Source organism: Bartonella sp. B1098 (assembly GCF_944896145.1).
GTDB lineage: Bacteria > Pseudomonadota > Alphaproteobacteria > Rhizobiales > Rhizobiaceae > Bartonella.
The window spans coordinates 158,526-175,204 of sequence record NZ_CALYLP010000004.1 but is presented as its reverse complement, the minus strand read 5'-3'; the positions used below and the strand labels follow the sequence as shown (position 1 = coordinate 175,204).

15 protein-coding genes are annotated in these 16,679 nt (G+C 39.7%); 7 read left to right on the top strand and 8 right to left on the bottom strand.

What is annotated here, in order from left to right; all coding sequences use genetic code 11:
- Positions 1-58 precede the first annotated feature (58 nt).
- From NNJ85_RS08305 to NNJ85_RS08295, 3 genes are all read left to right on the top strand, one after another.
- Positions 59-1,423 (top strand): RsmB/NOP family class I SAM-dependent RNA methyltransferase, encoded by a 1,365-nt coding sequence (locus NNJ85_RS08305; protein ID WP_254475152.1) that lies wholly within the window; start codon positions 59-61, stop codon positions 1,421-1,423.
- A 64-nt stretch (positions 1,424-1,487) separates the two neighbouring features.
- Positions 1,488-3,203 (top strand): heparinase II/III family protein, encoded by a 1,716-nt coding sequence (locus tag NNJ85_RS08300; protein ID WP_254475150.1) that lies wholly within the window; start codon positions 1,488-1,490, stop codon positions 3,201-3,203.
- A gap of 334 nt (positions 3,204-3,537) precedes the next feature.
- Positions 3,538-3,675, top strand: a complete 138-nt coding sequence (locus NNJ85_RS08295) for a hypothetical protein (RefSeq protein WP_254475148.1) — start codon at positions 3,538-3,540, stop codon at positions 3,673-3,675.
- A gap of 352 nt (positions 3,676-4,027) precedes the next feature.
- On the opposite strand, the gene NNJ85_RS08290 is transcribed toward NNJ85_RS08295, so the two are convergent.
- The 3 genes from NNJ85_RS08290 to NNJ85_RS08280 all read right to left on the bottom strand — a co-directional run bounded on the left by NNJ85_RS08290 (position 4,028) and on the right by NNJ85_RS08280 (position 7,732).
- Complete coding sequence (locus tag NNJ85_RS08290; RefSeq protein WP_254475147.1) at positions 4,028-4,180, bottom strand: DUF1127 domain-containing protein; 153 nt, start codon at positions 4,178-4,180, stop codon at positions 4,028-4,030.
- 348 nt (positions 4,181-4,528) lie between these two features.
- On the bottom strand, positions 4,529-6,148 hold the full coding sequence (purH, locus tag NNJ85_RS08285) for a bifunctional phosphoribosylaminoimidazolecarboxamide formyltransferase/IMP cyclohydrolase (protein WP_254475146.1): 1,620 nt from the start codon (positions 6,146-6,148) through the stop codon (positions 4,529-4,531).
- An 801-nt stretch (positions 6,149-6,949) separates the two neighbouring features.
- Positions 6,950-7,732 (bottom strand): SURF1 family protein, encoded by a 783-nt coding sequence (locus NNJ85_RS08280; RefSeq protein WP_254475145.1) that lies wholly within the window; start codon positions 7,730-7,732, stop codon positions 6,950-6,952.
- Between the two features lie 299 nt (positions 7,733-8,031).
- Here NNJ85_RS08280 and rpmB point away from each other — a divergent pair, with 299 nt between their 5' ends.
- Positions 8,032-8,325, top strand: coding sequence for a 50S ribosomal protein L28 (gene rpmB / locus NNJ85_RS08275; protein ID WP_254475144.1), 294 nt, complete (start codon positions 8,032-8,034; stop codon positions 8,323-8,325).
- A 144-nt stretch (positions 8,326-8,469) separates the two neighbouring features.
- Positions 8,470-9,153: a VUT family protein gene (locus NNJ85_RS08270; RefSeq protein WP_254475143.1), complete on the top strand. Its 684-nt coding sequence runs from the start codon at positions 8,470-8,472 to the stop codon at positions 9,151-9,153.
- A 754-nt stretch (positions 9,154-9,907) separates the two neighbouring features.
- Here the strand turns inward: NNJ85_RS08270 and cobT are convergent.
- The 3 genes from cobT to NNJ85_RS08255 all read right to left on the bottom strand — a co-directional run bounded on the left by cobT (position 9,908) and on the right by NNJ85_RS08255 (position 13,621).
- The gene (gene cobT / locus NNJ85_RS08265; RefSeq protein ID WP_254475142.1) at positions 9,908-11,800 is read right to left on the bottom strand and encodes a cobaltochelatase subunit CobT; all 1,893 of its coding nucleotides are present in this window, start codon (positions 11,798-11,800) and stop codon (positions 9,908-9,910) included.
- A gap of 15 nt (positions 11,801-11,815) precedes the next feature.
- On the bottom strand, positions 11,816-12,796 hold the full coding sequence (gene cobS, locus NNJ85_RS08260) for a cobaltochelatase subunit CobS (RefSeq protein ID WP_254475141.1): 981 nt from the start codon (positions 12,794-12,796) through the stop codon (positions 11,816-11,818).
- A 204-nt stretch (positions 12,797-13,000) separates the two neighbouring features.
- Positions 13,001-13,621 carry a J domain-containing protein gene (locus tag NNJ85_RS08255; protein WP_254475140.1) on the bottom strand — a complete coding sequence of 207 codons (621 nt, stop codon included), beginning with the start codon at positions 13,619-13,621 and terminating at the stop codon, positions 13,001-13,003.
- Between the two features lie 123 nt (positions 13,622-13,744).
- On the opposite strand from NNJ85_RS08255, the gene NNJ85_RS08250 reads away from it, so the two are divergent.
- Complete coding sequence (locus tag NNJ85_RS08250) at positions 13,745-14,017, top strand: BolA family transcriptional regulator (protein ID WP_254475139.1); 273 nt, start codon at positions 13,745-13,747, stop codon at positions 14,015-14,017.
- A gap of 18 nt (positions 14,018-14,035) precedes the next feature.
- Here NNJ85_RS08250 and NNJ85_RS08245 read toward each other — a convergent pair whose 3' ends face one another.
- Together NNJ85_RS08245 and NNJ85_RS08240 are read right to left on the bottom strand one after the other, a co-directional pair.
- The gene (locus NNJ85_RS08245; protein ID WP_254475137.1) at positions 14,036-15,004 is read right to left on the bottom strand and encodes a tyrosine recombinase XerC; all 969 of its coding nucleotides are present in this window, start codon (positions 15,002-15,004) and stop codon (positions 14,036-14,038) included.
- Positions 15,005-15,007: 3 nt separating this feature from the next.
- Complete coding sequence (locus NNJ85_RS08240) at positions 15,008-15,829, bottom strand: SapC family protein (RefSeq protein ID WP_254475135.1); 822 nt, start codon at positions 15,827-15,829, stop codon at positions 15,008-15,010.
- A 130-nt stretch (positions 15,830-15,959) separates the two neighbouring features.
- Here NNJ85_RS08240 and rimM point away from each other — a divergent pair, with 130 nt between their 5' ends.
- The gene (gene rimM / locus NNJ85_RS08235; RefSeq protein WP_254475133.1) at positions 15,960-16,505 is read left to right on the top strand and encodes a ribosome maturation factor RimM; all 546 of its coding nucleotides are present in this window, start codon (positions 15,960-15,962) and stop codon (positions 16,503-16,505) included.
- Positions 16,506-16,679 lie beyond the last annotated feature (174 nt).

Here is a 16,679-nt window from a genome sequence, read left to right as displayed (position 1 = left end):
GTTTTTGAGGAGATTTCTAGGAGATCTCTTGAGGAAGCAGTGATATAAAGGTGTTATTTTGAAACACAAAAAAGCGGGGCATGTGTCTGAAAAAGATGTTCCAGGATTGGCTATTCGGCAGGTGTGTGTGCGTCTTTTAGGGGCGGTTGTTGATAAGGATACGCCTCTTTCTGGTTTAACGGATAATGAACATGGACACCCACAATATTTAAAGCTTTCACAACGAGATCGTTTATTGTGTCGGGCTATTTTGACAACGTCATTGCGTCATCGGGGGCCGATTGCGGCGGCTCTCTCGCGCTTTTTAGCGCGCCCTTTGCCTTCACAAGCATTGTCACTTCAGCATCTTTTGCATGTCAGTGTGGCGCAAATTCTTTATCTTGATATTCCCGATCATGCCGCTATTGATTTAGCTGTGCGTGCGGCGAAACTTGATCCTCGTATGCGCCGTTTTTCAGGGGTGGTAAATGCTCTTTTGCGCAATGTTGCACGTGAGGCGGCATCTTTACGCCAACAAATTCCGACCATTGAAGGTGTTCCAGCGTGGTTTGGAGAGCTTTTAGTATCAGCTTATGGAATAGAGAAGGCACGTCAAATTATAGAAATTCAAAGTGTGGAGCCTCCGCTTGATTTGACAGTAAAGTCTGATCGTGTTGGATGGGCTGAGAGGCTTGGCGGTGTGGTGTTGCCCAATGGATCTGTTCGATTGAATCGTTTGGCGTGTTCTGTTTCTGATTTACCGGGTTATCGTGAGGGGGCGTGGTGGGTTCAAGATTTTGCCGCAGCGTTACCTGCCTGTTTACTAGGAGAGCTTCAGGGGAAAAATGTTGCTGACCTTTGTGCGAGTCCTGGGGGGAAAACAGCACAATTGGCTTTGCAGGGAGCAGAGGTGACAGCCATTGAACTTTCTGCTAACCGCATCAAGCGTTTAAAAGAAAATATGGAACGGCTGCATTTTTCCGTTCACATTTGGCAGGGGGATGTGAGAAATTTCCATCCCACACAGCTTTTTGATGCGGTTCTTCTTGATGCTCCTTGTTCTTCTACAGGAACAATCCGTCGTCATCCCGATATTTTATGGACGAAATCGAGGGATGATGTTGTCAAGTTAGCGGCATTGCAATATGATTTGCTTATCGCCGCCATTGCCTTGGTAAAGGAGGGAGGACGGATTGTTTTTTCCAATTGTTCATTGGCGCGAGAAGAAGGTGAAGATCTCATTGAGAAAATTTTATCAACACGCAATGATATTGTTTTAGACCCTATTGATCCAGAAGAAATGGGAGCACTGGCGCATTTGCTTGGTGAGGGGATGTTGCGCACGACGCCGGCGGATTTTTGTCATAAAAATTTTGATGCTGAGACAACTGCCTTTTTAGGAATGGATGGTTTTTTTGCCGCGCGCTTACGAAAAATTGCTTAATTAACGCTTCATTTACAAAAATGGTCGAAATTGTATTTGATTCAGTATAGATGGAGATGGAATTTTGGCGATTGCGGTAAAAGCTCCTCAGGTAAAGATAGCAGCCTGTATCGATACGCTACAGCATGTTATGCGACGTTTATGGGTTGGACCATTGTTTCGTTGGCGTTTTTCAGGGTTTCGTCCTCATAAAATTTTAGCCCATCCCATTGATTTGCATGTGGCTGATCCGATGATGGCGCATGAATTTTATCACGGTCGTTTTGCTTTTGCTGGTCATATTGTTCATTCTGGTGCTGTTTCACTCTTTTCATTGGTTGCGCCAACGCCCGAATGGGAAGCGGCTCTGCATGATTTTCATTGGTTGCGCCATATGGAAGCAGCAGAAAGTGATTTAGCTGCAGCGCATGCACGTTCTCTTTTAGAAGATTGGCTGGACCATGCTGGTAAAAAGGTAAAAGGGCTTGCTTGGAGTGGTCCTGTTGTCGCACGGCGTTTGATTTCGTGGATTTGTCACTCAAAAATGTTGTTAGAAGGGGCAAGCGAGCGGTTTGAAAAACGCTTTTTACGTGCACTTGGTTTGCAATTCCGTTATTTGCGCGTAACAATTTGCAGTATGGAGCACAATGATCAACGGTTACAAGCAGCAACAGCTTTGACGTTTGCATCTCTTGCTTTGCCTGTTTCTGCAGCCGTGAAAAAAAAGGTCCAAACCACGCTTATAGAAGAGCTTTCGCTTCAGATTTTGCTTGATGGTGGGCATATTTCCCGTAGTCCTATCATTTTGCTTAATTTATTATCAGATTTATTATCTTTACGTTGCCTTTTTATGCGAAGTAATGAAACAGCACCCCGTATTTTGATTGATTCTGTTGAGCGCATGTTGCCAGCTTTGCGATTCTTTATCCATGAGGATCGAACATTGGCGCATTTTAATGGGGTTGGTCCCCTCGTGTCGGAACGGTTGTCAACACTTTTGGAGCTTGATGAGACAGGAGGGCATCCTTTTAGTTGTGCGCGTTATTCAGGATTTCAGCGCTTAAAAGCCAATCAAACAACAATTCTTGCCGATACGGGAAAATTTCCACCACGCTTTGTAGCACAGCAAGCTTGTTCGGGATGTTTGTCTTTTGAAATGTCTTCACAAGGACACCGTTTTATTATCAATACTGGTGTTAATCCTGATGGGCGGGAGGACTATCGACATTTAGGGCGTGTTACTGCTGCCCATTCAACAGCGACGCTTAATGATTGTTCGGTGGGCGTTTTTTACAAAAAAAAGAAAAATGGCGCTTCTCTTTTATGTGATGGACCCAGGGAAGTTCAAGTGCACCGTATAGAGGATTCAGAGAAAACAGGTTTTATTGCAAGCCATAATGGTTATGTGCGATCCTTTAATCTTATTCATGAGCGTGGTCTTATTTTGGCGACGAGTGGAGATATGATCGAAGGTTTTGATCGCTTTTTTATGCCCAATAAAGAAGGGAAAAAACATAAAAGGGCGCAAAGTGAACAAGATCATGTTGCTGTTCGGTTTCATCTTCATCCACAAGTTGACGTTAACTATGATGGTGAGCGTGTGTGTTTAGCGGTAAAGAACGAACACGTAGCGGGCGAGCAAGTATGGTATTTTATTTCACCTGATGCGGATATTTATCTTGAAGATTCGGTTGATTTTGCGGAATTAGCAGGTCCACAACGGACACAGCAGATCGTTTTATATTTTCGCCCTGCATTTCAGGAAAAGGTTCGCTGGCGTTTTATTCGTAAAGCCGTTTGATAAACAATCAAAACATTGTTCTTATCGTCTATTGCGTTTTATTTTCGTGTCCTAAAATATCATCGTTTATTGGGGATATATCCTATTGAAGGATTGTGTAAATTTTTATACACGGAAGTATTTTTTGTAAGTGTGTGGGATGAATATTTTGAGGCAAATTTTGCCTATAGAATCTCATGTGCTAGTGCTAAGAGCGAGTGCTCTAGCGAAAACGGGGGTGTTGACAGACCATTATTGACAGATTGGTATTGATTTTAAGAATCTTCATTCTTTAAAGATGTTAAGAGAAAATTAAACGGTTGCTTATCTTCAAAAAGTTCTGGGGGGTGTTATCGTGATCAATATTCTTGGTTTTGATCACATTATGGCTGCTTATAGAGTAATACGCTGGTACCATCACACACCTAGAGCTACTTTTAATGTTGCAACACTCTCTTTGGCGTTTGAGACGGTTCATTATAGGTATTTTTAATTCCTTTTTGTGCAATTTTACTCCATACACCACGCTACTCGCTTGGTAATGTGCAAGAGACAGGATTATAGTTGATCCAATATAAATAGATTTAGAATAAGACACTCCTCCAGTAGAATCTTTCATCAAATACGCAAAATAATGCACATTCTTGATAAATCAAAAGTCGCCCATCATAGAAACATTGAGAATTCAAGAAACAACATTACACTAAAGCACTCGGGAAAAATCTTTTCTGCTTTGTGTCATTATCAAAGTGTTATTATACTAAAAACGACGTCATAACCACCAACCCTCAAAATGCTCGTTTCTTTATAGCAAAACACTCCCTCAAATATGCTTCAAACAACTCTTAGAAAGATTTACGCGAATAGCGCCACGCAACTGAATCAATATCACCTCGACAAATGCCAAGGTCATTGAGTTCATATATTGAAAGATGACTTAACGCATTAACGGTTCGGCGATAACGGCGCCAATTACTATAAGAACGTAGAATATTCATATCCTGTACTCAAACTTTGTTACACTCTTTAGTTTAAGAATAGAGCATATTACTAAAAATAGTTGTGATATAATGTCATAACAGGTATGCATCTACATACAAAAAAATCCCTTTAACACATGTCTCATGTAAAAGGGCCACTCTTAAAGCTATTAATAACGGTAATATTTTATTCCTAAAATAATGGCTAAATTATGTGCATTTTTTGCGGTGATAATTTCTTCATCACGTGCAGATTCTCCAGATTGAATCACTGCTCCTATTTCAACGGTTATCGATCGATATACGATTTAAGAAAAATCTCTTGAAATGCTTGTCTTATATGAAGAGGAAATCATCCAAATTATATTAATGACGGAAGTGTCGTATTCCTGTAAAAATCATCGCTAAACCCTGTTCATTCGCAGCCGTGATAACTTCTTCATCACGCATGGAACCTCCTGGTTGAATGACGGCAGTTGCCCCCGCTTCAGCTGCTGCTAATAAACCATCTGCAAAAGGAAAAAATGCATCGGATGCAACCACTGATCCTTTTGTGAGCGTTTCTGTTAAGCCTGCTCTCCTTGCACTTTCTGCTGCTTTACTTGCAGCAATTTTTGCTGAATCGATGCGGCTCATTTGTCCAGCCCCAATGCCAACTGTTGCACTATTTTTCGCGTATACAATAGCATTTGATTTAACGTGTTTTGCTACACGAAAAGCAAATTGAAGATCACGCGTTTCATCTTGAGTTGGTGCTCGTTTGGTTACCACTTGCAATTTAAGATCATCAACCACCACATTATCACGTGATTGCACTAAAATGCCTCCCGCAAGTGTTTTTGCAAGAAGTCCTTCACAACGGGGATCAGGAATGCCACCTGTAATGAGCAAACGAAGATTTTTTTTCTTGGCAATAATTTCACGTGCTGCCATTGTCGCGTCAGGCGCAATAATTACTTCCGTGAAAATTTTAACAATCTCTTCTGCACATTCCTCATCAAGGGGTTGATTTAAAGCAACAATTCCACCAAATGCCGATACATTGTCACACATAAGAGCTTTCAAATAAGCTTCTTTCAAATTTTTCCCTTCCGCAACACCACAAGGATTGGCATGTTTAATAAGAGCAACAGCAGCGGTTTTGTGCGGATCAAATTCTGCTACGAGCTCAAAGGCTGCATCTGTATCATTCAAATTGTTATAAGAGAGCGCTTTGCCTTGTAAAAGTTTTGCTGTTGCAACGCCAAAACGTTTTTCATTATTGCGATAAAATGCTGCCTGTTGATGTGGATTTTCCCCATAGCGCATAACACTTTCAAGATGACCAGAAAAACTCTGCCATGATGGTGTTTCAATTTTTAAATCCCGTGCAAACCATGCTGCTATTGCCGTATCATAAGCAGCGGTGTGCGCGTATGCACGCATTGCCAACTGATGGCGCATGGATAAGCTTAAACATCCGTTATGCTGTTTTAATTCCTCAAGAATCGAATCATAATCATTTATTGCTGTTACGACACCGGTATAAGCATAATTTTTTGCCGCAGCGCGAATCATCGCTGGTCCACCGATATCAATATTTTCAAGAATCGTTTGTGGATCAGCTCCCGATAGGAGTGTCTCTTCAAAAGGATAAAGATTTACCACCAAGAGATCAATTCCATGAATGTTGTTTTTTTTCATAGCTTCCCTATGGCTAGGATCTTCTCTTACCCCTAACAAAGCGCCATGAATCAAAGGATGGAGTGTTTTTACACGTCCATCCATTATTTCAGGAAATCCAGTAACTTCAGCAACATCTTTTACAGGTAAACCAGCAGCTATGAGAGTTTTGGCTGTTCCTCCTGTTGAAATCAATTCAACATTGTAAGTTGCATAAAGGGCTTTTGCAAAGGCAACTACCCCCGTTTTATCAGATACAGAAAGAAGAACACGACGAACCCGATGAAGATCAGGTATGGGAAAATTTTTGGCAACAACGCCCATAACAGAAGCCTTAAAAATGAAAGAGTTAAAATTTCAGCAAAACAAGTTTATACATTTATAGCACAAGCCTTTAGCAAAATACACTAAAAGGATAAACTGTCTTTTTAAAATAGACGATGACTCTCCTTTTTTCTTATACTGTAAAATGCCATCATTGGAGGTGTTGTAATAGGGATAAAAGTCTCATTGACACATTCAAATATTTTTTGTTGCTTATAACTCAATATCTCATCTTCATAGCAGGTTTGAAACACAAAACGTTTCCATACGTTTTTGTTGTATTCGCTTTTGTATGTGCGATGAAGGCCAGAATATTTCATATACCCGTTTGAGTTACCTTTAGAAACAGAGCATAACCGGCAAGAATATGAAATTGTGACAATGGAAATGCGTGCTCATCTTTCTTGTCATTTTTAATTTTTATATTTTTGTAAAAGCATTGATGACAATGTTTTTAATAGAATGTTTTTTTAAGAGTCGAAATGACGTATTGCTCCATATTTTTGGGTATTGCCTTTTTAATGAGATTACGCTTTTCATGCAAAATAAAATGCTATTACAGTGTGCATTCACGCGCGTTTATTTTAAAGTAAGCATTTTTCAATGAATCAACTTTCATTTTATGGTTGTCTTGTGAAGAGTGTCGTGTAAATTCTTCGTGAATGGTATAGACCCATTGTATGTCCATGATCTGTAATTAAAGGTGCGAGGGTGGGACGCTCATTCTCTTTATACTTTAATAGCGCTTGCTTTAACAATACTTGGCATGTGAGAGGAAGGAAGTATTGATCTTGTTATTTTTTAATCTTTGTGTCGTAGCAGAAAGATAAAAGCGCCTAACATACCAGCAGCTAAAATAAACCACGTGATTGCGTAAACAAGATGATTGTTTCGAAAATGGATCATCGTAAGACCAGCAACGGGAAGGTTTGTTTGTGGAGATGTTTTTCTGGCATCAATAAAATAAGGGGCAACAGTGGTTAACCCAAGTTTTTCTGCCATAGCGGGAAGATCACGCGTATACCATACATTTTTGTCAGGATTATTTTTGCGTGGAAAAAATCCATTTTTTTCACTCATGCGTAATAAACCGATAATTGTCGTTTGTTCTGTGTTTGTGGTAGAATCTTGCTGAGGTGAGGCATATGTATGCGATGGATCTGAGTGTTGAAAATTGTTACGTTCGTCCATAGGGATAAAGCCACGGTTGATAAAGGTCAGTGTGTTGTCAGCGGTTTGTAAAGGAGTCAAAACCCAGTAACCCGTGGTGTTTTGAGCAGCAGCCGTGACCAAAATATTTTTATTTTTTAAAAAATTTCCTGTGATCACAACCGGTCGATATTCATCTTTTTCAAAAGTAACCTCAGCCCATTGATCTTTTTGGGGGGCTTTTATGGGGGATAAGTGAACGCGCTGATTGGCACTGGTGATAAGATTTGTTTTCCAGTTTAACCGTTGTATTTGCCATATGCCTAATGCACTAAAGAGAAAGAAAAAACAAATGCATAAAGTTCCAAACAAGAAAGAAGAAAAACGGCAAGAATTTTCCTGAAGCTTTGTCATGGGGGGGGATTTTTTGCTCATGATGTATGCTTCCTTTCAGGACAATAGATTTCCATTCTAACATGATATGCCTTTAAAAAAAGCATTTTCTACGCTTTTTAGCAGAATTTGCACGCCTTGATTTTGGAAAAAGATGAAGGATGAGCCAGCCAAGAGATGAAAAAGGTTTTATAAAAGACTTGACCTTTTGTTGTCGAGCCCCTATTAGAAAGAAACTTCCCAATGATGCCCGTTCAAGGTCGCATTATGCGCGATTTGCATTCATTGTGTCTTTGGGGTATAGGGATTTGAAAGTTTCTTAGAGTTTAAAGGTGAAGTTTATGTCTCGTGCATGTGAATTGACAGGGAAAACGGTTCTGTATGGTAATAATGTTAGCCATGCGAATAATAAGACTCGGCGTCGTTTTTTGCCAAATCTTTGCAATGTGACATTAATTTCAGAAGTGTTGCAGCAAAGTTATCGCTTGCGTATTTCAGCAAATGCATTGCGTTCTGTTGAGCATCGTGGTGGTCTTGATGGCTTTTTGGTCAAGGCAGACGATAAAGAATTGTCGCAACGTGCGCGTTTGTTAAAACGCCAAATCATTAAGAAAAAAGCTGAGCAAGCAGCGTGATTGTTGTGGCGTGATTATTCGTATCATTATCTTTGGTGGATTGATGCTCTAATCACCGATCTTTATTCTAGAAGTTCGCTTTTGGGGCTTTTCTCTCTTTGATCACTCTATTATTTTATTGGTTCCATACCCCAGGTTAAAAAAATGTTTTCCAGCGGTCTTTTATTAGAACAGCAAAAGAGAAGATATGTTGTTTTTTCTATTTTAGCGATGTGCCTTGCGGTCACTGCCTCTAATATTTTGGTTCAATATCCCGTCTATTGGTTTGATTTAAATGAGCTTTTGACTTATGGGGCTTTTACCTATCCATTTGCTTTTCTCATCAATGATTTGACCAATCGTTTTTATGGCCCATCTGCTGCGCGGTGTGTGGTTTATGCTGGTTTTTTTGCCGGTGTTTTTGTTTCTTGGATATTGGCAACACCGCGGCTTGCTCTTGCTTCTAGTTTGGCATTTTTATTTGGCCAACTCCTTGATATTGTTGTTTTTACGCCTTTGCGACGGAAAACATGGTGGAAAGCACCTTTAGCAGCGGCGTTAGTTGGTTCAGCGTTGGATACGGTGTTGTTTTTTTCTCTTGCTTTTTCGAGCTCTTTTGCTCTTCTTGATAAACTAACAGGCTATGCTGATAGTTCACTGGTGGAGAGTACTGTTTTGGGAGGGATAGGCATGCCAGTTTGGCTCTCGCTTGCTTTTGGCGATTTCTCCGTAAAAATTATTATGAGCCTGTTGATGTTGATTCCTTATGGAACAATTCTTAACATTGTGAAACTCCCTCTTTACCAAAGTCATGCAAAGGGTAATTCCTCTTTTGCTTGTAACAAGTAATAACCTTTGTTTTTTGTTTTCTTTAAACTTTGAGAAAATTTCCGTTATGTTACGCATGCGATAGCATCGTTGATTGAGAAATTTTATCGCTTCATGGTTTAAAGGGAGAGGCTCTTCTTTCAAGTCCCTTTTTGTGAGGAAGTAATAAAAATTATTTGTTTAGGCTTTCATAAAAAATAGATCGATTAACACTCTTTGAAAGAGGTTAAAAACACCTTCTTATAGACCATATTGATGTAAAAGAAACTTCAGTTGTGTGTTGTTAATTTATTGAAGTTATGAGGATAATTCATCATTTTGCAACATGGCGAGAAGCCGCATATAACTTTTACGTATTGTAAATCTTCTTATATTGTTTCAATAAAAGTCTCTCTCTTGCATATGATAAGTGGGGGAAGTCCCTTCATGAATCATCTTAAATGTCAAGGTTTGTTGCGATATCAGGGGGCCAAGCAGAATAATGGTATCTGTTTTGTCTTTTATGGAGCGTAAAGATGGTGATACTGCAATATCATTCATAGGTGCTTTTGTGAAATAAACTTGGAAGTAACGTGAAATGTTTTTTAAATAGACTTATGCTTTCTAGCATCGCTTGTTATGGGCAGGAAAATGATTTTACTTGATTTAACGGGGGACAGATTTGAAATGAAAGAATTTTACGGCGTTTAGGATTCTTATTTAAGTTGAATAACGCTCGATGCATGATGATAAATCAATAGATTGCTGTATGGCTGATTTAAGGCGGGTTTATTTCTCATAAAGTTTGTGGTGTTTTATCACTAAAAAGTGCCTCTAGTTGTTTTGTTATGGCACCTGCAAGCTCTTCGGCATTCATAATTGTTACAGCACGTTGATAATAACGGGTGACATCATGACCAATGCCAATAGCAATGAGTTCGATGGGGGAATGGGTTTGAATTTCTTGAATCACTGCGCGTAAATGTTTTTCTAGATAATTGCTGGCGTTGACCGATAGTGTTGAGTCGTCAACAGGGGCACCATCAGAGATGACCATGAGAATGCGACGTTGTTCACGCCGTGATAAAAGGCGTTGATGCGCCCAAATTAAAGCTTCCCCGTCGATATTTTCTTTGAGTAATCCTTCTTGCATCATCAAACCTAGATTGCGGCGTGCGCGACGCCATGGGGTATCAGCACTTTTATAGATGATATGACACAAATCATTCAGGCGTCCAGGATGATGAGGTTTATGTTGCTCCAGCCATTTTTCACGTGATTTCCCCCCTTTCCAAGTTTTGGTGGTAAACCCTAAAATTTCAACTTTGACACCACAACGCTCAAGCGTTTGTGCCAAAATATCAGCACAACTTGCGGCAACGCTAATGGGGCGTCCGCGCATTGAACCAGAATTATCAATGAGGAGTGAAACAACCGTATCTCGAAATTGGGTGTTACTTTCCATTTTAAAAGAAAGGGGCTGCATGGGATCAATAATCAGGCGTGGAAGCTTTGCGGTGTCGAGATATCCTTCTTCAAGGTCAAAGTTCCAGTTGCGATTTTGTTGTGCCATAAGGCGGCGTTGGAGACGGTTGGCTAAACGTCCAACAATGTTTTGAAGATGATGAATTTGCTTATCAAGACAACGGCGTAAGTGATCTAATTCGTTTTCAGAACAAAAATCAGTTGCTTCCAAAATTTCATCAAATTGACGGGTGAAGATTTTATAATTGCCAAGTTTTTCCATTTGTTCTGAATCGGAAAAAAGATGTTTGGGTTTGCGCGGCTTTTCTTGCCAAGGGTCATTTTTTTCCTCGCCGTCAGCTTGATCATTGTCGTTTGTTTGTGTTGCTTGTGTTTTTCCTTCTTCTTGACCATCACTTTCTTGTTCAGTGCTGGTTTGTTCTTCACTGTGAGCGTGTTTTTTATTTTTACTTTCTTCTTCTGTTTGATCTTGAGGCTCACATTCGTTTTTTAATTTTTTATTGTTTTCACTGTCAGGAGTTTCATCTTGTTGCACTGTCATTTTGAGTGTAGCAAGCATTTGGCGAACGATCTGTGCAAAAGCCTGTTGATTATAAATATGATGTGTGAGTTCATTGAGTTCTGCTGCGGCTTTTTGTTCAAGTTCTTGGCGCCACAATTCTAAGACGGGGCCTGCTTCTTTTGGAGCTGCGCGCTTTGTTATTTTTTCGCGCAATAAAAGGGCAACCGCTTCTTGGATAGGGGCTTCACTTTGGTTGTTAATCTTTTCATAATGGGCTCTTTTGTATTTATCGGCGAGCATGGCATCAAGGTTTTTTGCCAGCCCCTCCATGGCTAAAGTACCGATTGCTTCAACACGTGTTTGTTCGAGGGCATCAAAGATAGCCTGCGCTTCTGATACTAGCGGAGAAAATTGCATGTGAATGCGCTTATCATGCCATGCTTTGCGCAGAGCCATGGAATCACCTAAGCCGCGGGTAATGGTGATATCTTTATCCGTAGCATGGTGTGGTAATTCTGGTAAACGTGCACAATTTTCACTCAGAGATGGTCGGTTATGACTAAAAGAAACTTCGAGGTGGGATGTCCCGGCAATGGCACGCATACAAGTGGAAAGAGCTTTCTTAAACGCTCCACTATCAAGCGTATTGAGGGGAGGATTGTTTGTTTGATTTTTGCTGTTGTTGTCAGGGGCGATCGCCATAATTGACATATTCCTTTAAGACAAGACACCCTGCATAAGTGATTCGGGAAGCTCTTGTCCAAAGGCGCGTTGATAAAACTCTGCGACAGTGGCACGTTCGAGTTCATCACATTTATTGAGAAAGGTTAAGCGAAAGGCTAAGCCGATATCTTGAAAAATTGTGGTATTTTCTGCCCAAGTAATGACAGTGCGTGGGCTCATGACTGTTGAAAGATCTCCATTAATAAAAGCTTGGCGGACCATATCAGCAACGTGAACCATTTGTGAAATTGTCTTTTTTCCCTCAGCCGTTTGAAAAGGTTTGACCTTTGAACAAACAATATCAACCTCTTTATCATGGGGTAAATAATTAAGTATCGTTACAATAGACCAGCGGTCCATTTGGGCTTGATTGATTTGTTGGGTACCATGATAAAGCCCTGTTGTATCGCCAAGGCCAATGGTATTGGCTGTTGCAAAAAGGCGAAATGCTGGGTGAGGAGAGATAACGCGGCTTTGATCAAGTAAGCTGAGTTTGCCAGAGGTTTCAAGAACACGTTGGATGACAAACATAACATCAGGACGCCCTGCATCATATTCGTCGAAAACAAGAGCAATATTATTTTGATAAGCCCATGGCAAAATGCCCTCTTTAAATTCAGTGACTTGTAAGCCATCTTTTAAAACAATCGCGTCTTTTCCTACAAGATCGATACGACTTACATGACTGTCGAGATTAATGCGAAGACAAGGCCAATTGAGACGGGCAGCAACTTGTTCAATATGCGTTGATTTGCCTGTTCCGTGATAGCCGGAAACCATGACACGACGGTTAAAAGTAAAACCTGCAAGAATCGCTAAAGTTGTTTGCGGATCAAAAAGATAATCGGGATCGATATCAGGAACATGCGGACTTTTTGTGCTAAAAGCAGGAATTTTCATATCTGTTTCAATATGAAACAGGCCACGAGCACAAAGGGTAATATCGGGTGTATTTTCAAGGTTAAGATTTGTCATGATGTTTCTGGCAGGGAAAGAACGCTATTTATTTCATGAGAAAACGATACAAGAGTTAGAGCATTTATGCAATGCTCTAACGAGAGCCTTAGAGATGAAGGAAAATCGTTTTCATCTATTCTATCATATTGTGTGAAGATAAGAATGTTTTTATGCAAAGAGTGATGATCTCAATGAGAATGGGTTCGCATCAATGCGTATTTTTTAGCATAAACCAGATTTTTTGAGTAAATTATAAGCATGTAAAACATCGCGAAAGCGCTCTTCAGAAGCGCGATTACCCCCATTGGAATCAGGATGATGCTTTTTTACCAGCTCTTTATATTTCATTTTGATATCTTCTGCTGAAGCGTTTGCTTGTAGTCCTAATGTATCAAAAGCTTTTGCTTCTAAGGGTTTTAATTTTCGTGAGAAACTATTGCTTGAACGACGCTCAGTAAAAAGCATGAAGGGATCACACATACGATTTTGATAGGCCGCTGTTCCAGAGCGAATCTTTGCATAATTGGCAGCAGTTTTTTTCGCTGTGCCGTTGCTAAGATCTGTCGGCCATGTTGGGCGATGCCCTGTGAGAGCATCCTTTTGGAATTTTGCGATATCTTGATTGCTAAGACCCGAGAAGTAATTAAAATTTTTATTATAGGCACGCACGTGCTCAATACAAAAATGTAGATATTGTCCTTCGTGATTTCGACCTGCCGGTGCCTTATGGGTTCCTGTCTTTTCACACCCTTTCCACTGACACTGTTGCGCTTCTGGCTCAGATTTTTGTTTTTTATTTGAGCTTATGCGAATTGAATCGAATAATTTAGATGTTATTGCCATATTATTGGTTTATGCAAAATTGGTTAATTTTACAAGAATTGACTTTTAAAAAATTTGTTTTCACACTTATTTGGTTATGAAAAAGGTGTATTCTTACACTTTCATTTTGTTAAGGAATGAAAAATGTCTATAGAAACAATCATCAAGAAAAAGCTTCAGGATGCTTTTCATCCGCAGAAACTTGAAGTGATTAATGAGAGCCATCTTCATGAGGGACATCCTCATAATGAATATGCTTTTGATGGTAAAGGAGAAACACATTTTCGCGTGAAAATTTTATCTTCTTCTTTTTCCAAGATGACGCGCGTAGAAATCCATCGAGCGATTTATAAAGTTTTACAAGAAGAGTTAACCACTTGTGTCCATGCTTTGGCACTTGAGGTTGAAACAACTTAATTTTTTGATGAGGCGTTTTTAAGAACGAGGATGGGCCTTTTGATAAATTTCCAACAAATGGTCTGTATCAACATGGGTATAGGTTTGTGTGGTAGAAAGACTCGCATGCCCAAGAAGTTCTTGAATCGTTCGCAAATCTCCCCCCCGTGATAAAAGATGGGTGGCAAAAGAATGGCGTAGTGTATGGGGGGTGGCCGTTTCTGGTAAACCAAGACTTGCACGTAAGTTGCGTACAGTTTTCTGAATGATAGCCGGCTGTAGGGGGCCACCTCGTGCACCGCGAAACATGGGTTGGTTATCTTTTAAAGGATATGGGCAACATTTGAGATAATTGTGTACAGCTTCGTAAACAATTTTGATGAGAGGGACAAGGCGTGTTTTGCCCCCTTTTCCTGTTATGTATAAACTTGTTTTTTCAGGATCAGAAAATTGTTCTGGTGTGAGGCTTAAGGCTTCTGATATTCGCATACCACAGCCATAGAGAAGCATAAGGACAGCTGCGTTACGCGCGTTAATCCAAGGTTCGTTTTCTAGCTGATTTTCTTGTTGGACGACGTGAAGAGCTGATTGTATTGCTAAAGGTTTTGGGAGCGACTTTGGATGTTTGGGGCTTCGGATAAGCTGAGCAGCGGGAATATTGACGATTCCTTCGCGAGATAGGTATTTGAAAAAAGAACGGATGCCTGCTACCCCACGGCTTAAAGAGCGTGCACTGATATTGTTTGTACGCCGATAAGCAAGATAAGCACGCAAATCACTGACGCGTAAATGAGCAAGATCTGTGAAAGTTGGTGCTTGGCTTAAATGTTGACAGAGAAAAGATAAAAATTGCCGCGTATCACGTTCATAGGCTTGTGCTGTTTGTACGGACATACGACGGGTTTTTACAAGATGCTCTAACCAGTTTTTCCTTGCAGTTAAAACCGCATGGGCAGCTGGAATGAGAGGACTATTTTCATCTTTTCTCTTATCGTTTTTTATAGGCATTATCTAGTTAAGGGTTTCTTTCTTCGTAGATTTTTCATCGTTGATGTGACCATTCTTGTTTTCGGGTTTCTCTTCATGATTGATAAGTTGCTTTTCACCTTTGAGAGAGAGTATTTTTAAAAGATTATGCGTTGACATCAAATGCGCAAAGATTAACCCTAAAAAGCCATTTTTATGAAGTTTTGCAAGTTGGCTTGCTGATAATTTATTCAATTTTTCTTCGTCAACAACCCAAAAATTTTCCAATTGCGCCGAGAGACCTTGATCGTTTTTCACATTGATTGATTTTTGACTGAGAAGATCCATTTCCACAAGAGCATCAATGAATTCAGAGGTTTTCTCCATCGCGATTTTAAAACTTTCAAGAAAACGAATACGTTCTTCCATAAAAGGAGAAATAGAGCCATCAGAATTAAAAAGTTCTGTTCCTGCGACTTCATTAAACATTCCTGACTGTTGATCAAAGCAAACAGAAAGTTCTTTTTCATTGCTAATTTGTGCTAAAACAAAAGGATAGCGACGAACAAAAGCAGGAACATAAGTATGGGTTCTCCAACTTTTATCAGAGGCGATATAGTCATTTTCATCGTTAGAAAGGCCAACAAGGGCAGCGGAAGTATAGTGCCGTTTTTTTTGTTCATCTTCGGCGCACATAAACAAAATAGGATAGTCTAGGGCTGCTTGAAAATATTCAGTACTTGCTAAAGGAACCCAGTGCGTATCTTTGGCAAAAGACATATCACTTGGTGGCGCAAATTTTAGATTTTTATGGGAAACTTTATTGATTGGCGTGATATCTTTGTAAAATAGCATAATATTTGCCATAAGACTTCTCCTTATATTAATTTGTTTTTGTTACCAAGAAAGGTCTTTGGGGAAGATTGTCTCATATGGCAACAAGATTGAATAGAAATGATTAAGATTGAGGGTTCACTTTTGAGAGATAATTTTTTGTATGAAGTATAATAAAGAAAAGCTTAAAAATAAAGTCTATCTTGCCATTATTGGTATGCCTCATGGTATAAAAGGGGAAGTTTTTGTTAAAATTTTAAGTGCTGAGCCACAGCGTTTCAAATTTTACGGAACTCTTTATGATGATATGGGGCGTTCTTATGAAATTGTAACTCTTCGCACACAAAAAAATAACGCGATTGTACATTTTAAAGGGATCGATAATCGTAATGATGCCGAGTCTTTGAAAGGGATTCACCTTTATGTGATGCGTGATCAATTGAGTGATGATTTGGGCGAGGATGAGTTTTATCAAATTGATTTAATAGGACTGCGTGTTCAAGATTGTGGGGGAAAAGTCTTAGGGGAAGTGTGTGGTTTTTATAATTTCGGGGCTGGCGATTTGCTTGAAATAGGTTTGAATACAGGCAAAAGAGTACTTATTCCTTTTAGTAAGGTGGCGGTACCAGAAATTTGTATGGATTCTGGTTTTCTTATTGTTGATCCCATGGCGGCTGGCCTGAGCAGTGGGAGAGAAAATGATCAGTAACGAAATAGCTTGAATCTAAGAAAATAAAGATGAAAGTAAAAAATAACTGGCGAATTTTATCAATAAAAAGTGAAAAGTATGCAAAGATTAAGAGAATACTTTTGAGCAGATATTGTAAGCATTTTATCTTGAGATATTCCTGAATTTTTAGAGCCTTTTTTGAAAGTGTAAGTA

Excerpts from the sequence above, each read along its gene's own strand:
- cobS (WP_254475141.1), bottom strand. The coding sequence starts at position 12,796 with ATGACAAATCTTAACCTTGAAAATACACCCGATATTACCCTTTGTGCT.
- NNJ85_RS08255 (WP_254475140.1), bottom strand. The coding sequence starts at position 13,621 with ATGGCAATAACATCTAAATTATTCGATTCAATTCGCATAAGCTCAAAT.
- NNJ85_RS08270 (WP_254475143.1), top strand. The coding sequence starts at position 8,470 with ATGTTTTCCAGCGGTCTTTTATTAGAACAGCAAAAGAGAAGATATGTT.
- NNJ85_RS08245 (WP_254475137.1), bottom strand. The coding sequence starts at position 15,004 with ATGCCTATAAAAAACGATAAGAGAAAAGATGAAAATAGTCCTCTCATT.
- purH (WP_254475146.1), bottom strand. The coding sequence starts at position 6,148 with ATGGGCGTTGTTGCCAAAAATTTTCCCATACCTGATCTTCATCGGGTT.
- rpmB (WP_254475144.1), top strand. The coding sequence starts at position 8,032 with ATGTCTCGTGCATGTGAATTGACAGGGAAAACGGTTCTGTATGGTAAT.
- NNJ85_RS08280 (WP_254475145.1), bottom strand. The coding sequence starts at position 7,732 with ATGAGCAAAAAATCCCCCCCCATGACAAAGCTTCAGGAAAATTCTTGC.
- rimM (WP_254475133.1), top strand. The coding sequence starts at position 15,960 with ATGAAGTATAATAAAGAAAAGCTTAAAAATAAAGTCTATCTTGCCATT.
- NNJ85_RS08290 (WP_254475147.1), bottom strand. The coding sequence starts at position 4,180 with ATGAATATTCTACGTTCTTATAGTAATTGGCGCCGTTATCGCCGAACC.
- NNJ85_RS08250 (WP_254475139.1), top strand. The coding sequence starts at position 13,745 with ATGTCTATAGAAACAATCATCAAGAAAAAGCTTCAGGATGCTTTTCAT.
- NNJ85_RS08240 (WP_254475135.1), bottom strand. The coding sequence starts at position 15,829 with ATGGCAAATATTATGCTATTTTACAAAGATATCACGCCAATCAATAAA.
- cobT (WP_254475142.1), bottom strand. The coding sequence starts at position 11,800 with ATGGCGATCGCCCCTGACAACAACAGCAAAAATCAAACAAACAATCCT.